This window comes from Danxiaibacter flavus (assembly GCF_041060425.1).
In the GTDB taxonomy this organism is placed as follows: domain Bacteria; phylum Bacteroidota; class Bacteroidia; order Chitinophagales; family Chitinophagaceae; genus Danxiaibacter; species Danxiaibacter flavus.
The window spans coordinates 351,551-376,342 of the sequence record NZ_JAULBC010000003.1 but is presented as its reverse complement, the minus strand read 5'-3'; the positions used below and the strand labels follow the sequence as shown (position 1 = coordinate 376,342).

Genomic DNA, 24,792 nt, shown 5'->3' with positions numbered 1-24,792 from the left:
TTATGTAGGAGAATATGAAATGATTAAAATGTGCAAGTATCAAATAGTCTACCTGCCTGCATCTTTGACTATTGACTATTCACTGTTCACCTCTTTACAAAAGATTAGTATAGGTTAACGGCTGTGATTTGTCTAAGGAAGTATGAAATGATCAAAACGCGTTATATCCAACAGTTTGTCTGCCTGCACCTTTCACTATTGACCATTCACTATTCACTTCTTCACAACAGGCTTCCCAGCTTAAGCTTCAAATGCTTCAGTGCGCGGGTAATATGTGCTTCTACAGTTTTGGGTGATATCTGTAGTTCAGTGGCAGTTTGATTTACGGTATAACCCATTTGTTTGTTTAGCTTAAATACCATGCGGCACTTTTCCGGTAATTCGTTGGAGCATTCTTCAATAAATTGAAGCAGTTGTTTGCGATAGATACATTCTTCAAGGTCTTTGTCGACCGGTGAAAATGGTACTGCTTTAAGCCTTATACTCATTTTGCTTTGTTTTGCGCAATAATGAAAGACTGCATATTTAGTTATACCGGTAAGATATTTGCCCACGCAATCAATTTTGAGCAACTTTCTTTTCTGCCATAAAATGATGAAAGTATCCTGCACAATTTCCTCTGCGGCCTGCTCATTTTTCAGCCTTTTTATGGCTGTGGAGTATAATTTTTGCCAATACCTTTCATATAGCGCATCAAAGGCTTCAACAGAATCATAAGTAATTAATTCCCAAAGGCTAGCGTCGGTATAAGTAGTAAATTGGCTAATAATGCAATCGGTTACAATTATAAATATAGATGAAATATCCAATAAGTGAAAACGATTTAGAAAAAAATGGATTAAAGAAAGCTTAAGGACTGGGGTTTGTCTTGACCGGGATTTTTGGGATTAGTGGATTAGCGGGATTTATTTTACTCTTCTTTGTTATTCTTCTGATTATCTTAACAGCCTTACCATCTTACTGTCTTACTATCTTACACGTCTTACGGTCTTACACGTCTTAAGGTCTTACTATCTTCCTGTCTTTTTTCCCCGTTAACCAATTAATTAATCCTCTTATTAACCACACGTTATTTGTTTTGCATAATATTAAAACGCCACATGAAAAAGATCTGTTTGTTTATTCTTTATTTAGCGACGCTTGGGTTAAGTGGATGGTCGCAGACAAAACATAGTGCTGCTTCACAATTTATGAGTTACAAAGGTTTGGTGATGGCCGGTTACCAGGGATGGTTTAATGCGCCGCAGGATGGCGCCGGAAGAGGATGGAATCATTATGTTGCCAGGGGCGGGTTTGCGCCGGGTAATTGTAAAATTGATTTATGGCCTGATGTGAGTGAGTACAGCAAGACGTACGAAACAACATTCAAATTGCCTGATGGAAAGCCGGCTTACCTGTTTAGTTCCTATGATGCCACAACAGTCGACCTGCATTTTAAATGGATGAAGGAATATGGTATCGATGGTGTTTTTATGCAGCGCTTTGTGCAGGATATAAAACGGCCGGCAGGATTAAACCACAACAATACTGTTTTAAAGAATGCGTTGAATGCATCTGAAAAATATAACAGAGCTATCGCTGTAATGTACGATTTGTCGGGAATGCATGATAGCGATTATACTGTGTTGATCCGGGATTGGAAATTCCTGGTGGACAGTTTGAAGTTAACCAACCGCGGTACTCAGCAAACGTACCTGTATCACAACAGCAAGCCGCTGGTCGTTATATGGGGTGTTGGTTTTTCTGATGGAAGGCGCTATGGTCTGGCTGCTGTAGATAAACTGCTGGATTTTTTCAGGAACGATCCGGTATACGGAGGATGTGCGGTTATGCTGGGTGTACCAACTTATTGGAGAACATTTGGGAATGATACAGAAAAGGATTCGCATCTCCATGATGTACTCCGCAAGGCCGATATTATTCATCCGTGGTTTGTCGGCAGATTTAATGAAACATCTTACCCATCGTTTGAGCAACTGATAAAAGACGATATTACCTGGTGCAAAACCAATCATCTTGACTATGTGCCGACTTTGTATCCGGGATTTAGCTGGCACAATATGTACAATCCATCGCCGCAAAATCAGATTCCAAGAAACCGTGGTAATTTTTTCTGGAAACAGGTGAATGGAGCCCTTAAGAATGGAGCAGAAATGCTTTACATAGCAATGTTTGACGAAATAGATGAAGGTACTGCCATCTTTAAGGTCAGTAAAAACCCGCCTGTAGGTGAAAGCAATTTTGTGCACTTCGAGGAAGATGTCCCTGGTGACTATTATCTGTATCTCGCCGGAACGGCTGGTAAAATGCTTCGCAAAGAAATACCACTGAGTGCTGCTTTACCGCAAATGACGCGGAATAAAAGTACCCATCAGTAAAAGCCATCTTATCATCTCTAATAAAAAGACAATATGCAACGATTGACTTCTGTTTTTACTTTAATTATCCTGATGTTATGTTATTGGCCCCAATATGTCCTGGCCGAAGAAAATACAATAATGGCTGGTACCGCAAAAGTCAATATTACACCTTCCACATCTCTTCCAATACATGATTCGATTTACGCAAGAGTACTTGTTCTGGAAGGTAACGGCGTGCGGCTTGCCTTTGTTGCGGTTGATCTGGCCATCATTACCAGCGAGCGCATTGTTAAAGCATGTAAGGAGAAGTATGGCATAACTCAACTAATGCTCAGTGCATCTCATACCCATTCCGAACCACAGCCCGGAGGTAAGTGGACATTTCAGGGTAACGAGTTTGTATCATTTTATGAAGACAAGATTATAGACGCTGTAGGACAAGCCGTCGCCCGTAAGTTTCCGGCAAAAATTGCAGCAGGCCATAAAAGTTTCCCTCAACTCGGTTTTAACAGGCTTATTCAACGGGAGGATGGACATGCACGTGAATCATGGTTTGGCGATAGTGTATACACTTCAGAAAACCCGGAAAGGATTCCCTTTGGTCCCGTAGACCCGGAAGTTGGTGTAATCAAGATTGAAGACATGAATGGAGCGCCTCGTGCGATCATGATGAATTATGCTTGTCATGCAGACATTGTTTGTTTTAACTATGCGATCTCGGCAGATTATCCGGGTGTCGCTTCACGAAAAGTGGAAGAGGCTTTCGGTAATAATTTAACCTGCCTGTTTATCCAGGGAGCAGGAGGCAATATTGAGTCATTGCAGATCAGTTCAAGAAGAACAGGGCCGGATGATCCTTTTAAAACGGATTATCGACCAATGGAACGGACAGGCGAATTGCTGGCTTTTCAAACAATTAAATTAGCCAGGTCTCTGGTTGCTTCAGAAAACAGCGGTTCAATCGGTTTGAAAATAGATTCGCTTGTATTCACAGGCCGGTTTAATAAATCGCTGAATGTTAATGTGAATATTTCCACGATTATTATTAATAAGGACGTTGTAATTGCAGCCTGTCCGGGTGAATTGTTTGTGCAGTTGCAACTTGAATGGAAAGATAAGATGCGGCTCGCCGGCGTAAAGCCTTTCCTGTTTGGTTACACATGGAGCGGCGGTAAATGGCCGGGATATATAGCTGATATAAGATCTGCCGCATTGGGTGGTTATGGAGCTGATCAGGGTGACAACTTAATTCAGACCGGGGCAGGAGAAGCGATCATAATACGTCAATTGGAAAACTATTACAAGCTCAGCGGAATAATGCGTGACAAGCCGGGGCCTACAGGTTTTAAAGCAGGAAACAGGTGGGAGGTGATTGCGGTTCCTCCCGGGAAGTAGCAAGTTCAAAATTCAAAAGTCAAAAGTAAAAAAGGAGTGTTGCCCGGCTAAATGTGTTCACTCGCACGTTAAGTGCATGTCAACCCTTTTGAATTTTTACTTTTGACTTTTGACTTTTCGATGTTACTTTTGCAGAAAATTCACCAACTTGATCACCAAACAAATAGTCGCATTTGTAATATTGCTGACCGTAATGGTTCAGACATATAACAAGGCGTTTATTGTTTATGATTACTACGTGAATACTGAATCTTTTGCTGTTAATTGTGAAAACAAAGCCAGGCCCGAATTGCATTGTAATGGTCAATGCCAGATGGTGAAAAAGCTTAAACAGGAAGAAAGCAAAGATTCACAAAACTCAGATCACAGATCATCTGCCCCGGAACAGATCATTTCTTCAAAATCATTCTTTTCGGGAATTCCCATTATACATATACATAAAACCAGGATCGTTTATAACGCAATAAACGATACCCGGGTTTGCAACATGCCGCGTGCGTTTTTTCATCCGCCATGTGTTTAATTTCCCACGGAACGTAGAGACGTTGCATTGCAACGTCTCTACGCATTGCAACGTCTCTACACAATGCAACGTCTCTACGCACGTTCATACGTGCGTTACGTCCAAATAACATAACAGAAATGTTTCGGTACACGCATGCCCGCATGCTATCGTTCATGTACATACCCCAAAAACACACTAATACTGATCTAACATGAAATACACATTTGCGCTGGCTGCTGTGATCGGCCTGTTCTTTACTGCCTGTAAAAAAGAAAACACTGCTCCGTATAATGCATCTGAAAAAGCTGAATTGTCTGTCGAGTTTGACAATATTGCCGGCTCTTCTGATCTTCAGTTGAATACGGGTGTTTATACCAATGCATCAGGTGAAAAGCTTACTATTACCAAGCTTAAATATTATGTGAGCAATTTTGTGCTTACCAATACAGATGGTTCTGTGTATACAGTACCGCAGGATAGCTGTTATTTTCTGATTGATGAAAGCAACGAAGAAACGCATGAGCCAATACTGCGCGTGCCGGAAGGAGAATACAAGTCGTTAACTTTCACTGTAGGAGTCGATAGCCTGAGAAGTACAATGGATATAAGCCGCCGCACGGGCGTGCTTGATCCAACAAGCGATGGCGGTGACATGTATTGGGGCTGGAACAGCGGCTATATTTTCTTTAAAATGGAAGGTAGTTCACCGGCATCTACGTCAATGGGCAATACGTTTGCTTATCACATAGGTGGCTTTGGCGGATACTCTTCAGCTACCATCAACAATATCAAGACCATTACACTGGATTTAACTGCCAGAGGCACACCAAAAGTAAAAAGCGGAAAGGAGACCAATATTCACCTGATGGTGGATGTGTTGAAAATGTTTACCGGCACGACCAATATAAGCATTGCAACAACTCCGATGGTTATGTTCAGTGGCGCAAGTGTTGGAATTGCCAACAACTACACTGCAATGTTCCGCCACGATCATACAGAAAACTAGTTGCATGATCAGGAAAAAATATATTGTACTGCTTCTTGTCTTTATTACAGGTCTGCTGGCCTGTAATAAAGATGCTGCAGAGTATTTTGCAGGCTTTCAACAGCCTTCGGATTTTCCTGATCCGGTCTATCATTTTTCGACAAACCCGGTTACAAGTGCAGGCTTCGAGCTGGGAAGAAAGTTGTTCTATGATCCGTTGTTGTCTGCCAATAACACCATTAGCTGTGGCAGTTGCCATATCCAAACTTCAGCCTTCACACACCATGGCCACAGTGTAAGTCATGGTATATTCGACAGGCTCGGCACACGAAATAGTCCGCCGATCATGAACCTTGCGTGGAACAAAAGCTTTATGTGGGATGGTGGCATATTTGATCTTGACCTGCAACCGGTGGCTCCCATTACAAATCACGTAGAGATGGATGACAGTGTAGAGAATGTGCTTGGCCGTTTACGCAACAGTAGTGTGTATCCCGGTTTATTTACAAAAGCATTTGGCACAGAAGAAATAAACAGCGCCAGGTTTTTGAAAGCGTTGTCTCAGTTCATGGTAATGTGTGTAAGTAGCAATTCAAAGTATGATAGTGTAATGAGGAATCAATCCTCCTTTACAACAGCAGAGCAGGAAGGATATATGCTTTTCAAAGAAGAATGCAGCGACTGCCACAAAGAACCCTTGTTTACGGATCAATCGTTCAGAAACAACGGTCTTCGTATTAGCATGGTGAATGATGAAGGGAGGTACGCGGTTACTTTAAACGCGGCGGACAAATACACGTTTAAAGTGCCAAGCCTGCGTAACCTGGATTATACACCGCCATATATGCATGACGGCAGATTGCTGACGATTGAAGGTGTGTTGGATCATTACAGTGATGATGTTCAGCAAACGCCAAACCTTGATCCGTTGCTGCAAAAGAATGGTATAAAGGGCATCGTCCTGACGGCAGACCAGAAATTGAAGATCATAGCTTTTCTTAAAACATTAAATGACAGAACGTTTGTTACTGACAAACGTTTTGCCGAACAATAATCTTTTTTGATATGAAAAAAATTATCCTTTTTATACTATCAGTTATTGGCATGCTGGTAGAGGTTAGGGCCTGCGATATTTGCGGTTGCGGCGTAGGAAATTCTTACATCGGTATTTTGCCTGAGTTTAATAAACATATATTCGGCATACGTTATCGCTACAACTCCCTGCTTACGCATGTTGGGGTTGATGGCACAACCACATACCTTACAACCGATGAAACATATCGCACAGCAGAGGCATGGGGCGGTTGGGATATCGGAAAATTCAGACTGATGGCTTCTCTGCCATACAACTTTAATGAACGCCTTAACCAGGGAAGTACCACGAAGAAGAACGGCATCGGAGATATTTCTGTATCAGGATTCTATCAGTTAATCAACAGCAGAAAAGCGGTACTGACAAATAAACTGCTGGTGCAAAGCTTATGGTTGGGTGGAAGCGTTAAGTTGCCTACGGGTGATTATAATCCGTTGGACAAATCAGCGACAAATGAAAATGCAAACCTTTTTCAATTAGGAACAGGAAGCGTGGATTTTTCTGTAAATGGCATGTATGATATCCGCTTGCAGGATGTTGGTGTAAACCTCGCTGCCAGTTATAAAATGAATACCACTAATAAGTATGAATATTCTTACGGTAATAAATTCAGCACCAATGCACAGGTTTATTATAAGTTCAGGATTAAGAATATTGTCACCATTGCACCCAACACAGGTATCCTGTATGAAAATGCAGAAAAAGATCTGGATCATGAAATGTCTGTAGATATTTCCGGCGGCCGTCTTTTAATGGGAACAGTAGGAGTAGAGGCTTCAGTAAAAAAGATTGCCATCGGCGGAAACTGGCAAACGCCATTGTCTCAGAATCTTGCAGATGGAATAGTGAAAGCAAACAACAGGATGATGTTGCACGTTGCATTTGCGTTTTAGCTGAGGAAAAAACGGGAACAGGCTAATTTGTTGTTGGTAGCTATTGCACACCGCTGCGCCTCATACCAACAACAGCGGCCAAAGCGCGATGTTAGTTAATCTGGAATGCCTTAAACAGGAAGCTCCACTGGAGCTTTGGACTTCGCCATAAATAAACTATAATATCCTTAATTAAATGTTTTTGGGCTAAAGTGGAAGGACAATAAAAAATAGAATAGCAGAAACATTTCGCTGAACAGGACATTTGATTTGGATAATAGCAATCGGTTACAATGCATTGTTTCAACAAGCAATGTATCCGGTTGCTAATATTGTTGGATAAAAAGATAATAATCGCGTAGCAACAAGACGGGATTTAAGTTATTTTAGAGCTACATGCTTTCTAACTACTGCTATATGGGAGACGGCTGGGATCAACTCCGCTCCGGAGACCAGGGTGCATTGCTTGCATTATATCAACATCATTATATCGGCCTCATTAATTACGGATTTAAGATCTGCGGAAATAAAGAAACTGCGAATGACTGTTTCATCAAGGTTTTATTGCGGCTTTGGGATGACAGAGCGCATCTGCCTCATGTAAAAAATACACGATCTTATTTAATGACATGCGTACGGAATGAAATTTTGCAGCACTTAAAAACCGCGAACCGTCATCAGGCAAACATAAATGCGTATGCGTCAGAAACTGAAAGTGTAGAGCAGCCTTATGAAGAAATGATCATTGCGCTACAATCTAACGTAGAACTGCAAAAGAAACTGTTGAAAGCCTTTCAATGCCTTACGGAGCGCGAGAAAGAGCTACTGAAGATGAAGTTTTATGACGACCTTGATTATGACGAAATTGCCGAACGCTGCCAGATAACCAAACGCACTGCATATAATATAATACATGGCGCCCTCAAGCGCATGAAAAAAGAGCTTCACCAGGATGGTGTTAATGTGATTGAACTGTACCCGATCCTCATTGTTTTTCTCAGTACTTTATTTCAATAAAAAAAAGTTGAAATTTTCATAGTAAAAAAATCTGTTCCTGTAATCAATAGTGCAAAGGCTAATTACTTATCAGAATGCACAGCCACTATAACGATTACAAAGAAGAAGATTTCTTGCTGGATGAATCATTTATCCGTTACTGTTTAGGGACAGATGCGGTTGCCATAAAATTCTGGAAGGAATGGCTTGAAAAAAATCCAGACAAAAAAACAATTGTTGAAAATGCAAAACGTTTATACTTTTTACTAAACGGCAACAATAAACCAGCGCAACTCCGCAGGCATGAGGCCGACTTCAGGCAACAATTTCAACAGCACCTGGAAGCTGGCAAGCAGAACAGATCGGCTCAGCAGTACACATATACCTCATGGCGCCAGGCAGTAAGAAGGACTGTGCTATATGGGCTTCCTGTATTTATTATTGTTTGTACTGTACTGCTGTTTATTTCCAGAAATGACCGTACTGAACAGGAAGGTAAACCGGCATACACCAATCAGACAGCTTATGGGGAACATAAATCCTTCAAGCTGCCAGACGGCACTAAAATCACCTTAAATGCAGGCAGTAAGCTGACTGTATCACCCGATTTCAACAAGAATCTCCGTGAAATAACACTTGATGGAGAAGCCCTGCTGGACGTGGCGCACAACCGTAATAAACCCTTCATCATACATACGCCGTCCATGGATGTGCGTGTTCTTGGAACTGTATTAAATATTAAAGCCTATTCTTCAGATCACAAGTCTGAAACTTCCCTGATAAAAGGCATGGTGGAAGTAACGTTAAAACAGCCGGGTAAGCAAAAGATCATTCTTCGTCCCAATCAAAAAATAGTAATTGAAAAAGATGGTTACCAAATCAAGCCTGGTGACGCGCGAACAGGAATAAATACAAAGGATAGCAACTATGTTATCCGGCCGCTGGAAGAATCGGGAGCGGACAGTGCGGTTAATGAAATCCTCTGGACCAAAGCCAAGCTGGTTTTTGAAGATGACAGTTTTGTTGAGATAGCAGCGATGCTTGAAAGATCGTACGATGTAACGATCGAACTTTCTGATGATGTTAAAACTTTCCGTTATACAGGAACATTTGATAGAAAAAGCATTGAGGAAATTCTGAACGCATTACAGCTCTCCAGGTATTTTGAGTACACTATCGCTCAGAATAAAAAGATCAGGATCAGCAGAAATAAAGACAACTAACATAAAAGAGGAGCGCCAGTGGAATGGCGCTCCCTTGAAAAATGCTAACAGCAAGGGTTCCATTGGACCGGGCCCCTTACTATTATTCATTATTAACAAAGTAAATCTATGCAAAAAAAACGATTGCCCGTGGCAATTCCGCCTTTGCGGCATGTTGCCAAAATTTTACTGCTTATGAAATTGACAGCATTCATTATTCTTGTTTCCTGCCTGCATGTTTCTGCTGCTGGTTTTGGTCAGGATGCAAGAATAACCCTTCAGATGAAACAAGCCCCATTGGTTAAGATCTTGCGAACGATCGAACAAAAGACAAACTACAAGTTCGTGTATTCATCTAATATCTTTCCCGGGGATATTGTAACGAGCATTAATGTAAAAGACAAGGCCGTAGCTGATGTATTAACAGAAGTATTAACTAACACGGGTTTTACTTATAAGCTGATGGGAGATGACATTGTTGTGATTATGCAGGCGGCGGAAGAAAAGCAAAGACATGTTGTACATGGAAAAGTTACCTCTGCAAAAGGTGAACCGCTGGAAAGTGTAACCATTGTTGTCAACAAGCCATCGTCCGTTAGTGTAACCGATGCTAAAGGTGAGTATTCAGTAAATGCTGATGATGATGCTGTTCTTTCATTTTCATCTGTGGGGTTTTCCTCGCAGGATATCAGCGTGGGTGGTAAATCCGAAATAAATGTTGTGCTTCAATCCACTTCCGCTCAATTGAACGAGATAGTGGTTGTCGGCTATAACACACAAAACAAACGCAAACTTACAAGTGCTGTTGCAACAGTAAGCGGTGATGAATTGAATAAGCGCGTTGCCACAAATCCGGCCACGTTATTGCAGGGACAATTACCCGGTTTACAGGTTGTACAAAGCTCCGGTGAACCCGGTAACGAAGGTGTTCAACTGCGCATAAGGGGCATTGGAACATTCAGCGGCGCCGGAAATGATCCGCTTGTTATAGTAGATGGACTTCCGGGAAGCATGACAGTACTCAATCCTAACGACATTGAATCTGTGTCACTGTTAAAAGATGCAGCCTCTGCCGCAATTTACGGTTCACGCGGTGCAAATGGCGTGATCGTTATTAAAACAAAAAAAGGTAAAGGAGGCGGCTTTACTGTTAATTATAACTACAACATTGGCTCCTCTAAAGCAACCAAGCTGCCGGACCTGATCACCAATTCTGCCGAGTTTATGGAGCTTTCAAATGAGGCCCGCGCTAACTCAGGTCTACAGGGTTTATACACGCAAGACCAGATAGACCTTTACCGCAATGCGACGGACCGGGTTAAATATCCCAATCATAACTGGCTGAATGATGTGTTTAAAACTGCCACTATTCAAAACCACTATCTGAATATGAGTGGTGGTAAGGAGAATACCAATTACAGCCTTGGTCTTGGTTATTCTGATCAGAATGGCGTTGTTATCGGCTTCAATGAAAAGAAATATACCATGGACTTTGGTTTGTCTTCCAAAGTAAATAAACGCGTTACCATTGGAACAAATATTCAGATGCGTTACAGCCACAGGTTATATCCTGAAAACGGCGGCGTAGATATGTTCCTTTCAACATTAGCACAGTCTCCGTTATATCCTCCGAAAAGCCCGGATGGCAGATGGATCAAACGCGCTTATCCGAATGAGCTGGGCAACAAAAATACTGTAGCAATTGTGGAAGAAGATGTAAGGATCAGGGCCGACGATTATTATGCTCAGGGTAACCTGTCACTTGATGTGGATATCATTGATGGTTTAAAATGGGAGAATAGGGCAGGTATGAACTTCGATGCTTATAAGTACAATGACTTCAGACCAACAGTTCAAACTTACTATTATAATGATATGAGTTCAGCAGGTTTGCTGGACGTGGGGACTCCTGGTTTGAATGTAGGAAGAACAGATAATATTTATACAGTTTACTACAGCCAGTTCACGTACAGAAAAGGATTTGGAGATCATAACATTTCCGCACTGGCAGGTTATCAGCAGGAATATAATGGAGGAAGCAATTTGTACGCGTCCCGTACGCAATTTCCAACTAACGAATTGAGGGAGTTGAATGCCGGCCCCACCAACGGTCAAACCAACAGCGGTACGTCTTCACAATGGGCCATCCGTTCATTTTATGGTAATGCGAACTATGACTATAAAGACAGATATCTGTTAAGTGGAAGTTTGCGTTATGATGGTACTTCTCGTTTGCCGGAAGATAGCAGATGGGGTTTGTTTTATTCATTCTCCGGTGGCTGGCGCTTAAGCCAGGAAGCTTTTCTAAGAGATGTATCCTGGTTGAACGATTTAAAAATACGTGGTTCGTGGGGACAGCTCGGTAACCAGAATATAGGAACATATCCTTATCAACCGGTGCTGGATAACCGCAACTATGCATTTGGCGGAAGCGTTTCTACAGGTTATTCTGCAAGCACGCTGGTTGATCCTTCATTAACATGGGAGACCACGCGTGTGGTTGACGTTGGGGTAGATTTTACTGTTTTAAACAACAGACTTACACTTACTGCGGATTGGTTCAATAAATACACTTTCGACATTTTGAGAGGCTCGCAAGTGCCTTTGTGGCTTGGTCTTAACGCGCCAACCATTAACAATGGCGCACTACGTAACAAAGGTTTTGAAGTCAGTGCCCAGTATAAAGACATGATCGGGAAGGATTTTTCATGGTATGTTGGCGGTAACATACAGGCATACAAAAACAAGCTCGAAAGTTTTGGCAAAACAGAAATTTCCGGAAATAGCATTCGCGAAGAAGGAAAGCCGCTGGATGAATTTTACCTGTATCAGTGGGATGGTATTTTCCAGGATCAGAAAGAGATTGACAATTCGCCAAAACAACCTGTTACACCAACGCCTGGCGATTTAAAAATAAAAGACATAAATGGTGACGGCGTTATTAATGATAAGGATCGTACATATACCCCGGGCCGTTACCCATCATTCCAGTATTCATTCAACCTTGGTGCAGCATGGAAAGGATTTGATTTCAATGCACAGTTCTACGGATCAGAAGGGCAGAAGATCTATGTTACCGGTTGGGGTATAGAACCATTCCGCCAGGGATCAGTGCCAACAACAGATTGGCGCAACAGATGGACACCGGATCATCATACCAATACGATGCCTAAAATATATGTGGCGGACAGCTATCCTGCAGTGCAGAACTATGCGTCTACTTATTTTCTGAAAGATGCAACATATATCAGGTTGAAGAATATCCAGGTGGGCTACACGCTTCCGGTACAAACCATCAGGAAGATTGGTATGAAATCATTGCGTGTTTATTTCACAGCAGACAATGTGTTTACTGCAAGTAAGTTCCCGGGCCTGGATCCTGAGCGCACCAATGTGAGCGGTAACTATTTAAGTTATCCGCAAAACAGGACATTCACATTCGGCGCATCTGTTCAATTTTAATTGTTTGACCTTAACAAGATGAATATGAAAAAGTTTTTTCGATATATACCTTTAGTCATTGTTTTGATTGTTACTGCATCCTGTAACAAATCATTTCTCGATCGTACGCCACCTGACAAGCTTGCTACTACAACATTCTGGAAGACCGAGTCCGATGCAGACCTCGCATTAACAGGCTTATATAACTACATGTACGCAAGTAGCGGAGGGTATGCAACTTCTCAATTCCAGGTAGTAGCCTGGGACAATTTCAGCGACGATTCATACGGACAATACAATTATGGTGGAGGCACTTCAGCGCTTACTGCTGGCATTACGCCACAGTCCGGCGATTTTGTCTATGCATATTATGCCAACTCATACCAGGCAATTGCAGCCATCAATTCTTTCCTTGCCAATGTTGGAAAAGTATTGTCTGGTGATAAACTGAAACAATACAAGGGCGAAGCATTTTTCTTAAGAGGATTTTATTACTTATGGCTGGCCCAGCTATATGGCAATACTATTATAACTACAGAAGATCCATTTTCCATTGATTTTAAAAGTACCAAAGCTAAATCGGACAAAGCTGATGTGCTGAAGCAGGCAGTAGCAGATCTCGATTCTGCTATTGCATCTTTGCCTGCGTCGGCGTATGGTGATGGTCATGCAGTTAAATCAACCGCCCAGGGTTATAAAGTAAGAGCGTTATTAGTGCAGGAAAAATGGGCAGATGCAGCGAGTCTTGCTAAACAAGTTATCAGTGATAACCTGTATTCACTAAATCCGGATTATTCAGCTAACTTCTATAAGTCAGGTCAGAATGCAAGCAAGGAGATTATGTTCTCCGTTAAATATCAGTTGCCGAATATTCAGCACCAGGATGTGGCCCTTGCCGTATCATTACAGCGTTGGAAAGGAGAGCTTGCTACGCAGGATCTTATTAATGAATATGAAGCAGGAGATCCAAGAAAAACGATGACATTCTTTTTTCCGGGTGATACCGAAGCACAGGGATGGCCATTTACCGGCGATCTTGCTGTAGCTACGCCTGGTAAGGATAGCTGGATCACGGGATATTATTGCGTGAAGAAATGGCTCACGCCCGGCATGGTAAATCCCGATTATGGCGCGCTGGATGACAATGATTATGTACTGTTACGTTTTGCAGATATAAAGCTGATGTATGCCGAAGCGCAGAACGAAGCTGCAGGTGCAGACGCGACGGTTTATCAACAGATCAATGAAGTGCGTGCAAGGCCAGGTGTAAATATGGCTGCGTTACCCGCAGGACTTACCAAAGACCAAATGCGCGAACGCATCAGGCATGAAAGAAGGGTTGAGTTTGCCATGGAAGGATTACGTTATCATGATTTGAGGAGATGGCATATAGCAAAACAAAAACTCAATGGATTTGTACCGAACCCGCTTGCTCCTGACGTTAAGACAAAGTACGAAGATAAATATGATTTCTGGCCGTTACCGCAGACAGAGATTGATCGCAATCAGCCAGACCTCATTCAGAACCCTGGTTATTAAGATCAGTACTAATTTTAGCAGTATATAGTATGGATTGCGGGGTGGCCTTTTGGCCGCCCCTTTTTTGCAACGGATCCGGAATTCATGTGCTGCCTGGTTTTGAGGGCGGTGGATTTAAAAAAAAGAACCAGATGTAATTTTTTATTTCGATGCAAGTTGCATTGAATTTGTTTATTCAAATATGTTTCATTGATATAATGTTAAAGGGCCGCTGATTGAAATCAACGGCCCTTACTTACCATACACTTTGAGGGGATGTTTTTTATCATACACTATAAGGGAGAGCATCTTTGAAATGGTAGCCACAAACATCGAAATACAAGCATACGCATCACTCTTAACAATGTGCTATCATGTTATCGGGTTCATAGATGATTACGGAGGAAGGGATGAGTGTACTGTGAACGCCAGATTCAGTGCGGCTTTGCATGTACACAGTAAGGTTTTCAATCCCTGGATAAAATAATTGTATCAGAAAAATGCTTTGGATATAGCCATAACAAGAACAATGGCGTATAGTTCACATTCATTGAATCGTCGGTTTAATGCAACAATACTACCCAGCCTGTGTGCTTGAACAGCCAACCACACCAGCTAACAAAACAATATTTTGCCATTGGATGTTTGAGGATATATCCCTGTGTTTTCTGGTAAAAACACAAGCTTTTGAAAAGTACGACAATATGAATGTTTTGTCAATACCTTAATCAAAATATTTTTCGCAATCAGAAACAATCAAAACTGTAATAATAATTGAAAAGTATTTTTGTTTGAAAATCAATTATCATCAGGAGTGCGAGGTCTCTCTCTCATCAATGTTGTTTTCTGCCGGATAAATGTATTGCCCGGCTGAAGCCCCGCGGCAGGCACGAAGCCAATGACTCTAATTCAATCAGCTAAATTGTTAATCGATTAGACAGCATTGGGATGTTGTTTATTTACCGTGATATGGAAAAGTTGATAGCTGCATCATACCTTGCATTAAAATTAAAACTACAAATATGAGCTCCAGACTTGTTATGGGCAAAGTGCAACCTGATGCATACAAAGCGATGAACGCACTTGATAGTTTTATCACATCATCTGAAATTGATCCGTTGCATCGTGAAATGATTAAGATCAGGGCGTCACAAATAAATGGATGTGCCTACTGTGTTAATCATCATTCCAAAGATGCGCGCAAACTTGGTGAATCGGAACAAAGAATTTACCTGGTGAGTGTATGGCGCGAAGCTCCCAATGTATTTTCCGAGGATGAACAATTGCTTCTTGCAATGACAGAAGAAATAACATTGATCCATCAGCACGGGCTTAGCACTGAATTATATGATCAGGCTGTGAGCCGCTTTGGCGAAACAAAGACTGCACAAATAATCATGGCGATCATTACTATCAATGCCTGGAACAGAATTGGCGTTAGCTTAAATATGCATCCTGTATTATAATAATGCAGAAACAAAAAGAGGATGATCATTTGATCATCCTCTTCGGTTGTTGTAAGAGAAACTATTTGAGCTTGCAACGTTTGACATGTTTTTAAGGGAAAAGTTTAATGTTGCCTCTATCTTTTTTAGTTGATTGCATAATAAGCCTACTAATATTTTACTTAGTAATTGCAGATGTTGAAAGTGACAATTGATTTGTTGCTAAAACCTTTTTCTTAACAATTCCATCATACAGCAAGGGGCGCGTTGTTAAAAAAAACTTAGTCTATTTGCATCGCATTTTAAGAATGAGACTGCATGAAAAGAAACACGCTTCTATACTTGTTATCCGTTATCCTGCTACCACTGCAAACGTTATCTCAATCTCCGGATCCTGCGTATAAACTAATATTTGGAAAAACAACGGAAGATATAGTTGTCGCCAAAAATTACTACTTGTTGTCCCTGTTTCATAACATTCCTGAAGTAAGTAAAATATTATCTGAAGACACAACGCTAATGAGAATTGCAAAAGCAAAAACAGATCACCTTGCATCTTCTCTTAATAATTGTAAAGACTTTCGTTGCTATACAACTAAAATGAAATTTTCAGAGGATGAAATTTTTGCAATTGGCGAACGCTTGTTTAAGTTATATAAACCTGGCAATGCTTTGGGACGTCTTGTAAAAGAACATCTGCTTCGTTCAGGAGCTTATTATATCTATCAGCACTCTTCCCCCGATTCTTTACTGGTCAAAGCCTGGCAGCAAGACGCACGCGGTGTCAATTTTGCTATCGGTGTGTACGCTGAAGGCGATAAAGCGCGTTACCCGAACATCGACTCAATCGGCTACAATACGCAATCCAAAAGGTATCCGGACCTTGTGAATGTTGTAACAAATACAGTTCGCGAAGAGTGTAAAAATGCTGCATTATTTTTTGAACCCTCACTTACTTATGCATTGCGTTTTATAGAAATAAACGAACGACTGAATGCTGCCGACTATGAACCGATGACTGAAAAGGAAAATGCTGCTGCCTTTAAAAAAGTAGCTTCAGTTAAGTGGAGCAATTATAAATATCGTACAATCATGGTGCCTGGCGCGGGACCAGATATTGCTGGCGTTGCTCTTAGTGGTGAAGGTATGCTTAGATGCCGTGTGGCTGCTTACAGGTATAAAGAAGGATTAGCTCCTTTTATTATAGTTTCCGGCGGCAAGGTACACCCATACAAAACCAAATATTGCGAAGCAACGGAAATGAAGCGGTATTTAATGGAAGCAATGATGATACCTGAAAGTGCCATCATTATTGAGCCTCATGCAAGGCATACAACTACCAACATGCGCAACAGTGTCAGGCTGATCTTCCGTTATCATATTCCCTTTGATAAGCCTTGCATAGCATCTACAGATAAATTTCAGAGCATATATATAACCACGGTTCTTGATGATCGCTGTAAGAAAGAACTAAATGAACTACCATACAGGCAGGGAGATCGTTTGTCAGAAACGGAATCAGTGTTTTATCCCTCGTTGGAGGCCCTTCAGATCAATCCTTATGAAATAATGGATCCATAACAAAAAGGATTTGGCTATTTAAACAACCTGACTAGTACATCATGAAAAAGATCTTACTTACTTCCTTGCAGGGAGTGATACTGCTATGCCTTTGCTCTATGATGGGTAAAGACAATATATCAATGAAGCTGGAAAAGCCTTCAACAATTGACTCTCTCGGCGCCTGCCAGGGTGCAAAATTTCTTGACGGAGATGTGTATTTGTATGGTGACAGAGAAGTAGGAATGTTGCGCCGTTACAAACTTCAACATGATTCTCTTGTATATACACAACAGGAGTGCCTGTTTACAGAAAATGGTAAGGACGTAATCAATCACCCTACCGGCATTGCTTATCATAAAGGCATGCCAACCTTCATCGGTAACAGCGTTCGCTTAAACAAGGAAGGCACAGCATGGAAAGCAATTATCTACTCCATTAACTGGGATGGTTTTCTAAAAACAAAGACACTCGATGGTAACCTGTTAAATACTATTGAAGACGATGCATGTATACAGGGATGCCGACCCGAATATGTTCAGGCTGATGGTAAATGGTATGTTGCCACTGCCGATTATGGCAATAAACAAAATGAAGTCAGATTATACGATCCGGCTCTTTTGGCAAAAGCCAAAAAGACAACGGAGGCGGGCATTGTGTACAAGAAATTCATTTGTGGCCCATGGGTGCAGAACATGGTTTGGTTAAACGACAAAAAGATATTGCTGTTGATTCAGAACAGAACAGAGGGACGGGGCTGGCGCTTCACTTATCTTGATTTTGAAAAGTCGCTGAATAGTGGTAAAGAATATATATTGAAGACCGTCGACGTAGATCAGCGTACTGACGAACTCGAAGGATTCACCTTCCTCCCACAGGTTAAAAAGGGCATTGCGGTTACCTCTTCCCGCAAAGACAACGCCAATTTCATGAACATTCAATGGGACTAAAATTTTAAATCGGGCTGCTTTTATTAAATAAATTGATTATGAAGCTTACTAAGTTAAAATTAGGATTGCATGTCCCTTTGCTATTCAGAGGGAAGCATGTAAAGAGAAAGTGCCGCGTGCTGGTGTTTATACTGGTCGCAGGCATATCTTCCGTATCGGCGCAAAACAAGCGCGGTACCGAGAAAAAGATCAACGGATCGGTTGTTGATGAAAACGGACAGCCATTATCCGGAGTTGTGATTGTTAATGACGCCAATGGTCAGCGCACTATCACAGGTACCAGTGGTTCTTTTACGATAAAAGGCGAAGCTGGTAATGCGCTTCACTTTTCATTTGTTGGCTTAACAGGCGTAGATACTATAGCTTCAACGCTGAGCGAACAACTGCGCGTCCGTTTAAAAGGTCAGTTAAATGATCTTGCAGAAGTTGTTGCCGTAGGTTATCAGAAAGTGCGCAAGAGCGATTTTACCGGCGCAATTTCAAGCGTTAAGGCGAAAGAATTAAACGTGTCTGCACCTACAGCTGGGCAGGCATTGGTTGGTAAAGTAGCTGGTGTGGTTGTTTCTCAAACTGATGGTTCTCCATATGCATCACCAAAAATAAGGGTGCGTGGTGTTGGATCTATCAATGCAGGCACAGATCCGCTGTACGTTATTGATGGCTATCCGGCAGGTAACGATGTTTTCATCAATCCAAATGATATTGAATCAATAGACATCCTTAAAGATGCAGCTTCAGCAGCCATTTATGGTTCAAGAGCTTCTGGTGGTGTTGTGCTTATCACAACAAAAAGAGGTAAGGAAGGTAAAGGAAAACTCGAGTACGATTTTCAATACGGTGTTAACCAGTTAGCGAAAAAAGTAAAACTGCTAAACAGCGATCAATTCGCTCAGTTGGTGGTGGATGGCAGAAACAATAGTTACAAAGACCTGGTTGAAAATACCGGCGGTACATGGAACGATGCAATGTATTCCGACGACAATGCAACGCGTGTTTCAAAAGTCGGCAATGCTGGCTCCGTTAGTATACCAACAGACTTATATGATTTTGCGAATCAAAAAGTACTTCCGCAAAAGTATAACACTGACTGGCAGGATGAGTTATACAGAAATGCCGCATTTATGAGGCATAACCTTTCTTTTACCGGTGGTTCCAAAACTGTGCGTTATGCATTAAGCGGAGGTTACCAAACGCAGGATGGTATTATGCTGAATACCGGACAGAATCGCTTAAACTTCCGTGCGAATGTGGATGGCGACGTTTCTGAAAAGCTAAAAGTAGGCGCAAGCATTGCATATACAGGTATTAACAACAGCGAAACACAGGAAGGCCGTTGGGATCACAGCCCTGCATTTGGTGCTTTGATCTACATGCCTAATCTTCCGGCTTATAATGCGGATGGCTCAATCGCAACCAATCTGGCTGCTGCGCAATCAAGTGCATACGGCTACCAAAGCATAGAGAATCCTATAGCTACTGCGGAACGCATTAAAATATCAAGGAAAGGGAATCGCGGTACCTACAATGGCTTTGCTTCTTACGAAATAATACCTCACCTTATTTTCAAAGCAAACCTCGGGTTACAGACTTACAATGAAAAGTATGATTACTATTTGCCCACGAGCCTGAGTAATGGTGTGAATCCTCCATATTCTACACAATCAATCGCAGCGGCTTATGCACAGGCACAAACCATTTCACAGAAAGATCAACTGGCTGAGTTTACGCTGAATTACAATAAGCAATTCGGCCTGCACAGCATCAATTTACTGGCTGGTTATACTGCGCAGCAAACAAATTCAGATGTTGTAAATATTACTGTTAAAGGTTTCCAGAATGATCTTATTCCTGAAATAACCGCTGGTACAATTGGGCAGGTTACCGTAAACACGGGGTCAACCGGAAAGTCTGTGAATACATTGCTTTCCTATCTTGGCAGAGCGCAATATGCTTACGCCAACCGTTATTTTCTTACAGCTTCAATAAGAACAGATGGTTCGTCAAGGTTTGGTCCTGACAATCGCTGGGGTGTGTTCCCTTCTGTATCAGGCGGCTGGGCCATCTCAAAGGAATCTTTCTACAAAGGATGGTTAGCTGAAAACACAACTATGAAACTGCGTGCCAGCTGGGGTCTTAGTGGAAACAACAATATCGGTAACTATAATGCATTGCAGACATTCAACAGTCCAACCGGCGTAGTGTTTGGCAATAACGTTATTTCTACTGCTTATTATGCGGGTAATATTGCCGATAACAAACTTGGTTGGGAATCTACTTCTCAATACAACTTTGGCCTTGACTTAGGTCTTTTCCATGACAGATTGTTTGTTATTGCCAACTATTATAACAGCCGTACGTTTAACCTGCTGTTCAATAACAATATCTCAGCAATCTCAGGAAGTTCTTCGTATCTCACCAACCTGAGAAATTCTAAAATAGAAAACAAAGGCTTCGATTTCCAGGTTGATGGAAAAGTAATCAAGTCAAAAGACTTTAACCTGAATCTTGCCGGTAATATTTCAATTAACAGAAATAAAGTGCTGGATCTTGGTGGGGCAAGCACCATTATTACAGCAGGTGCTGAAAGATCTTATTTAACACATATTACAATGGCCGGACAACCGATCGGTATGTTCTATGGTTATAAAGTAGCAGGAATGGTACGTGAAAGTGACATGGCCAACATTGCCCAGGATGATGCTCAATACAACAAGACCACACAATCATTTCCTAAAGATTATAAGATCGTAGGTCCACCGCGTTCAACTGCACAGACAAATCCATTGAGGCCTGGTGATCTCTACTTTAAGGATGTTAATGGAGATGGGGTAGTAAACTCAAGTGATCTTAGTATAATCGGATCGCCTTATCCAAAATTCACATACGGATTTAATTTATCAATGGCATATAACAATGTTGATTTGAGTGCATCTTTCGCAGGTTCTTATGGCAACCAGGTATTGGATGGTCAGGACTATTACCTGTACAATATGGAAGGATCCGGCAACCAATATGCAGATGTTGCTGACCGTTACCGCTCAGAATCACAGCCAGGTCTGGGAAAAGTATATCGCGCGTCAAGAGCCGGCACGCAAAGTAATAGCACAAGATTGTCTACATTCTATTTGCAGGATGGAAGTTTCTTCAGATGCACCAATATTTCTGTTGGTTACTCATTGCCCCAGATAATTGCTTTAAAGAGAGCAGGCATTAGTGGTATAAGGATTTACGGAACAGTGAACAATGCATTTACTATTACTAAATACAAAGGCTATAATCCGGAAGTAGATTATAACTACAGCGTAAACAGCGGCGCAGCCAATCTTACCCCTGGTGTAGACTATGGTGTGTATCCGCTTGTAAGATCATATAATGTGGGCATTCACCTGACATTTTAATAACCATTAAACGAAATGAAGATGCGACATAAATTTTTGCAGCTTGCTTGCCTGATGCTTATACTGCTGAGCTCATGTAAGAAAAGCTTTCTTGAACAAACGAATCCAAACTCTGTTACAATCCCCCAGTTTTTTACTTCTGAAACAGATGTTCTACTCGCTTTAAATGGTTGTTACCAATCACTAAGAAGCAATAGTTGTATTGGTGAAGAAAGTGATCTTTATACAGATCAGCGTTCGGACGATACCGGTACGAATGACAACCAGTCAAATGCAGGTGAACCGTTCCAGTTCAACAATTTCTCTCTGCTACCTACAAACACATATTTGAAAAGCCACTGGATAGCCTTATATCAGTCAATTTCAAGATGCAACGTATTGCTGAGCAATATTGATAAGGTGCAATTTGCATCAGACTCAACCAAAAAACAATACATTGCTGAAGCAAAGTTCATCAGGGCATATATTTATTTTCAACTGGTGAGAAAATGGGGTGATATCCCTATGACCACAGAGGCATTAAGTACACCTGAACAAGTAACTGCTTCTACGTTTCGTGCAAAAACTCCGGACGTATTTGCACAGATCATTGCAGACCTTCATGACGCTGCAGTGAGCAATCTGCCTAAGGTTCAGCCAGCAGCTAACAGGGGAAGAGTTTCTATGCAGGCGGTTACAGCCATTTTGGGACAGGCATATTTAACACGCGCAATTACTGTTACCGGTGCGAATAAAACCTCAGATCTTGATAGCGCCGATTATTATTTGACAGCTTGTTACAACATGCGTGGATTTTCTTCCCTGTCAGACATCCCTTATGCCGATGTGTTTGATGTAAATAAGAAAGCGACTTGCCCTGAGTTAATCTGGCAGATCGTTAACATCCAGGGTGATATTAACTATCATTCCAACATTGCTGCTGATGCGCAGGCTAAGGGCGAAACGATTAACTCTCAAAAGACGGCATCAGGTACTGGCTACAACGTTACTCATGACCTGGTGAATGAGTATGAAGTAAATGACCCGCGTAAAGATTTCTCTGTTAAGTATGCGAACGATCCTATTGTTAAAGACTGGTTTATTACCAAGTTTAGAGATGCCAGTTCTACTGCAGGAAAAACCGGTTACGGTGGCAATGACTGGATCCTGATCCGCTATGCTGATGTTATATTGATGCTTGCGGAAGTGAATTTCTACAAAGGAAATACAACTGCAGCTATCCGGTATGTTGACATGGTAAGAGAAAGAGCCGGCATGCCATCTTATGCGGTATCAATGACTGATCCAACTTACAAGCAGAAGTTTCCAACGCTTAAACTGGCAATCCTGCATGAAAGAAGAGTGGAGCTTGCATTTGAACATCACCGCCTGTTTGATCTGTTGCGTTTCTTCACAATAGACGAACTGGTAGCATATATGCACACTAAAAACCAGGCGGACTGGGGACTTGCGCAAGTATCCAACTTCGGAACAAAAGACAGATATTATCCCATTCCGTACTATGAAACAATTCTCGATCCGGTGAAGATGTATCAGAATCCGGGATACTAGGGTGTAAGTACGAAGTTAGAAGTACGGATTACAAGTACATAAGTGTGGCAGCGTTATGAATATGTTAGATGTACGGTGTACGATGTACGATGTTTGGGACACCCGCTGGTTTAAGCGCAGGAATAGTGTGATAAAGCAGTTTGTTGTTAATAGAAAAAGCTGCTGGAAATTTTCCGGCGGCTTTTGTATTTTTTTTAAAAAGAAAACTAATAATGAAACCTGTTTACCTAAAACTTTGTAACCCGCACCTGATACATCGTACATCGTACACCGTACACCGTACATTCTAAAGTTTTTGCAGCCAGTCGTAAACAAAATCCGCATCGCCTTGCCACCCGGGTTGTCCTAGCACAAAGTGATTTCGGTTAGGAAATTCTTTGTATTCAAGGATTGAGCCGTTCTTTTTGTATGCATTGTAGTTCCTGCGGTTCAGATGAGCAGGAATAATATTATCGGTGCTGCCTGCTGTTATCAGCAATGGTGGGTGGCTCTTTTTGAAATCAACTTTTGCCGCCTTGCTCAAACCACCTCTGGCAACTGTTTTTGATTCCGGGATAGTAAATTGTTCATAAGCTGTTTTTTGTTCTTCCAAAGGCATGGTGTTTACAAAAGCATATTGCCAGTCTTTAAAAGACATCAGGTAAGTCTTTTTTAAAGATGTAAATAATCCCAGGGATTTCCACCCGCCTTTAAGAAACGAAAACTCATAAGGGAATACACCAAGCGGCGGAACCGGATGTATGGCAACTCCTGCGGCAGCAAGTCCCCTGTTCACGATAATCTGGGTGATCAGGCCACCAAGTGAATGACCAATAACAATAGGCTTGTCGGGGAAACTGTTAACCACATCAACATAGGAGTTAATTACTTCATCCAGTGTAAGCAGCGCCAGGTCTACATCATCCGGCTGTCTGTTTCTTAATTCTGCGGCGGTTCCGTTTTTATATGGCCAGGGCGGAGCGACTGTTGAATACCCTCTGTTTTCAAAGTAGGTACGCCATTCGTCCCAGCAGCCATTTGTAACAAATGCGCCGGTGACAAAAACAATTTGTTTGGTTTTAAGTGTTGCCATTGAGTATGATTTTAAAAGATATGATGCCTGGTATTCAAAAGATGACCATCTGACTTTTGTATGCCGGCTACTTCTTCACTGGATCTCCTTTACGAAAGACTTTGATGGCTGTGTATTACGTGTAGCTGTTAAATAAAGTACTGTTTTGCGGAAAATTTATCCGCACCAGTTCCGGGAAATATTTGCTGACGCCTCGAAAAAAATATGATAATAAATCTATCGCTTTTCAGCCGTATTGTCAAGTGATCCCTGGCGATTGCATCATTATTTTTTTGTATTGCCTGTAGTTTTTAACTCTGCAAACATCAGCGCATTTTGTTCAAATTTATTTTTTAGATCAGCTCTGTTCAATGTATATGATGCGGAATCATTTGTACATATTACGGGTGCAATAGCGTGGCCCTCGTTTCATCTGCCATCCTTAAAAACACCTTAAACGTGTGAAGTAT

General features: G+C 41.6%; 17 protein-coding genes. 15 read left to right on the top strand and 2 right to left on the bottom strand.

Annotated features, from left to right (window positions below):
* Positions 1-221 precede the first annotated feature (221 nt).
* Positions 222-809, bottom strand: coding sequence for an RNA polymerase sigma factor (locus QTN47_RS12005; protein WP_369329620.1), 588 nt, complete (start codon positions 807-809; stop codon positions 222-224).
* 291 nt (positions 810-1,100) lie between these two features.
* Between QTN47_RS12005 and QTN47_RS12000 the strand changes: the two genes are divergently transcribed.
* The 15 genes from QTN47_RS12000 (at position 1,101) to QTN47_RS11930 (ending at position 23,271) form a co-directional block, all read left to right on the top strand.
* Positions 1,101-2,378, top strand: a complete 1,278-nt coding sequence (locus QTN47_RS12000; RefSeq protein WP_369329619.1) for a glycoside hydrolase family 99 protein — start codon at positions 1,101-1,103, stop codon at positions 2,376-2,378.
* 33 nt (positions 2,379-2,411) lie between these two features.
* Positions 2,412-3,755 (top strand): hypothetical protein, encoded by a 1,344-nt coding sequence (locus QTN47_RS11995; RefSeq protein ID WP_369329618.1) that lies wholly within the window; start codon positions 2,412-2,414, stop codon positions 3,753-3,755.
* A 148-nt stretch (positions 3,756-3,903) separates the two neighbouring features.
* Positions 3,904-4,278: a hypothetical protein gene (locus QTN47_RS11990; RefSeq protein WP_369329617.1), complete on the top strand. Its 375-nt coding sequence runs from the start codon at positions 3,904-3,906 to the stop codon at positions 4,276-4,278.
* A 193-nt stretch (positions 4,279-4,471) separates the two neighbouring features.
* Positions 4,472-5,266: an MbnP family protein gene (locus tag QTN47_RS11985; RefSeq protein ID WP_369329616.1), complete on the top strand. Its 795-nt coding sequence runs from the start codon at positions 4,472-4,474 to the stop codon at positions 5,264-5,266.
* A 4-nt stretch (positions 5,267-5,270) separates the two neighbouring features.
* Positions 5,271-6,299 carry a cytochrome-c peroxidase gene (locus QTN47_RS11980; protein ID WP_369329615.1) on the top strand — a complete coding sequence of 343 codons (1,029 nt, stop codon included), beginning with the start codon at positions 5,271-5,273 and terminating at the stop codon, positions 6,297-6,299.
* A gap of 11 nt (positions 6,300-6,310) precedes the next feature.
* On the top strand, positions 6,311-7,231 hold the full coding sequence (locus QTN47_RS11975; protein ID WP_369329614.1) for a transporter family protein: 921 nt from the start codon (positions 6,311-6,313) through the stop codon (positions 7,229-7,231).
* 396 nt (positions 7,232-7,627) lie between these two features.
* Entirely contained in the window at positions 7,628-8,227 is a 600-nt protein-coding gene (locus QTN47_RS11970; RefSeq protein WP_369329613.1) for an RNA polymerase sigma factor, read from the top strand.
* 74 nt (positions 8,228-8,301) lie between these two features.
* Complete coding sequence (locus tag QTN47_RS11965; RefSeq protein WP_369329612.1) at positions 8,302-9,429, top strand: FecR family protein; 1,128 nt, start codon at positions 8,302-8,304, stop codon at positions 9,427-9,429.
* Between the two features lie 174 nt (positions 9,430-9,603).
* Positions 9,604-12,870: a TonB-dependent receptor gene (locus QTN47_RS11960; protein WP_369329611.1), complete on the top strand. Its 3,267-nt coding sequence runs from the start codon at positions 9,604-9,606 to the stop codon at positions 12,868-12,870.
* A gap of 24 nt (positions 12,871-12,894) precedes the next feature.
* Entirely contained in the window at positions 12,895-14,388 is a 1,494-nt protein-coding gene (locus tag QTN47_RS11955; RefSeq protein WP_369329610.1) for a RagB/SusD family nutrient uptake outer membrane protein, read from the top strand.
* A gap of 1,001 nt (positions 14,389-15,389) precedes the next feature.
* Positions 15,390-15,833: a carboxymuconolactone decarboxylase family protein gene (locus QTN47_RS11950; protein WP_369329609.1), complete on the top strand. Its 444-nt coding sequence runs from the start codon at positions 15,390-15,392 to the stop codon at positions 15,831-15,833.
* Between the two features lie 297 nt (positions 15,834-16,130).
* A complete protein-coding gene (locus tag QTN47_RS11945) occupies positions 16,131-17,393 on the top strand; it encodes a YdcF family protein (RefSeq protein ID WP_369329608.1) in 1,263 nt (420 codons plus the stop codon).
* A gap of 41 nt (positions 17,394-17,434) precedes the next feature.
* Positions 17,435-18,322, top strand: coding sequence for a hypothetical protein (locus tag QTN47_RS11940; protein WP_369329607.1), 888 nt, complete (start codon positions 17,435-17,437; stop codon positions 18,320-18,322).
* 38 nt (positions 18,323-18,360) lie between these two features.
* A complete protein-coding gene (locus QTN47_RS11935; RefSeq protein WP_369329606.1) occupies positions 18,361-21,720 on the top strand; it encodes a SusC/RagA family TonB-linked outer membrane protein in 3,360 nt (1,119 codons plus the stop codon).
* Between the two features lie 21 nt (positions 21,721-21,741).
* On the top strand, positions 21,742-23,271 hold the full coding sequence (locus tag QTN47_RS11930; RefSeq protein WP_369329605.1) for a RagB/SusD family nutrient uptake outer membrane protein: 1,530 nt from the start codon (positions 21,742-21,744) through the stop codon (positions 23,269-23,271).
* 286 nt (positions 23,272-23,557) lie between these two features.
* On the opposite strand, the gene QTN47_RS11925 is transcribed toward QTN47_RS11930, so the two are convergent.
* Complete coding sequence (locus QTN47_RS11925) at positions 23,558-24,343, bottom strand: alpha/beta hydrolase (RefSeq protein ID WP_369329604.1); 786 nt, start codon at positions 24,341-24,343, stop codon at positions 23,558-23,560.
* Positions 24,344-24,792 lie beyond the last annotated feature (449 nt).

Excerpts from the sequence above, each read along its gene's own strand:
- QTN47_RS11930 (WP_369329605.1), top strand. The coding sequence starts at position 21,742 with ATGCGACATAAATTTTTGCAGCTTGCTTGCCTGATGCTTATACTGCTG.
- QTN47_RS11980 (WP_369329615.1), top strand. The coding sequence starts at position 5,271 with ATGATCAGGAAAAAATATATTGTACTGCTTCTTGTCTTTATTACAGGT.
- QTN47_RS11975 (WP_369329614.1), top strand. The coding sequence starts at position 6,311 with ATGAAAAAAATTATCCTTTTTATACTATCAGTTATTGGCATGCTGGTA.
- QTN47_RS11945 (WP_369329608.1), top strand. The coding sequence starts at position 16,131 with ATGAAAAGAAACACGCTTCTATACTTGTTATCCGTTATCCTGCTACCA.
- QTN47_RS11935 (WP_369329606.1), top strand. The coding sequence starts at position 18,361 with ATGAAGCTTACTAAGTTAAAATTAGGATTGCATGTCCCTTTGCTATTC.
- QTN47_RS11965 (WP_369329612.1), top strand. The coding sequence starts at position 8,302 with ATGCACAGCCACTATAACGATTACAAAGAAGAAGATTTCTTGCTGGAT.
- QTN47_RS11925 (WP_369329604.1), bottom strand. The coding sequence starts at position 24,343 with ATGGCAACACTTAAAACCAAACAAATTGTTTTTGTCACCGGCGCATTT.
- QTN47_RS11940 (WP_369329607.1), top strand. The coding sequence starts at position 17,435 with ATGAAAAAGATCTTACTTACTTCCTTGCAGGGAGTGATACTGCTATGC.
- QTN47_RS11970 (WP_369329613.1), top strand. The coding sequence starts at position 7,628 with ATGGGAGACGGCTGGGATCAACTCCGCTCCGGAGACCAGGGTGCATTG.
- QTN47_RS11960 (WP_369329611.1), top strand. The coding sequence starts at position 9,604 with ATGAAATTGACAGCATTCATTATTCTTGTTTCCTGCCTGCATGTTTCT.
- QTN47_RS11955 (WP_369329610.1), top strand. The coding sequence starts at position 12,895 with ATGAAAAAGTTTTTTCGATATATACCTTTAGTCATTGTTTTGATTGTT.
- QTN47_RS11995 (WP_369329618.1), top strand. The coding sequence starts at position 2,412 with ATGCAACGATTGACTTCTGTTTTTACTTTAATTATCCTGATGTTATGT.
- QTN47_RS11985 (WP_369329616.1), top strand. The coding sequence starts at position 4,472 with ATGAAATACACATTTGCGCTGGCTGCTGTGATCGGCCTGTTCTTTACT.
- QTN47_RS12000 (WP_369329619.1), top strand. The coding sequence starts at position 1,101 with ATGAAAAAGATCTGTTTGTTTATTCTTTATTTAGCGACGCTTGGGTTA.
- QTN47_RS11950 (WP_369329609.1), top strand. The coding sequence starts at position 15,390 with ATGAGCTCCAGACTTGTTATGGGCAAAGTGCAACCTGATGCATACAAA.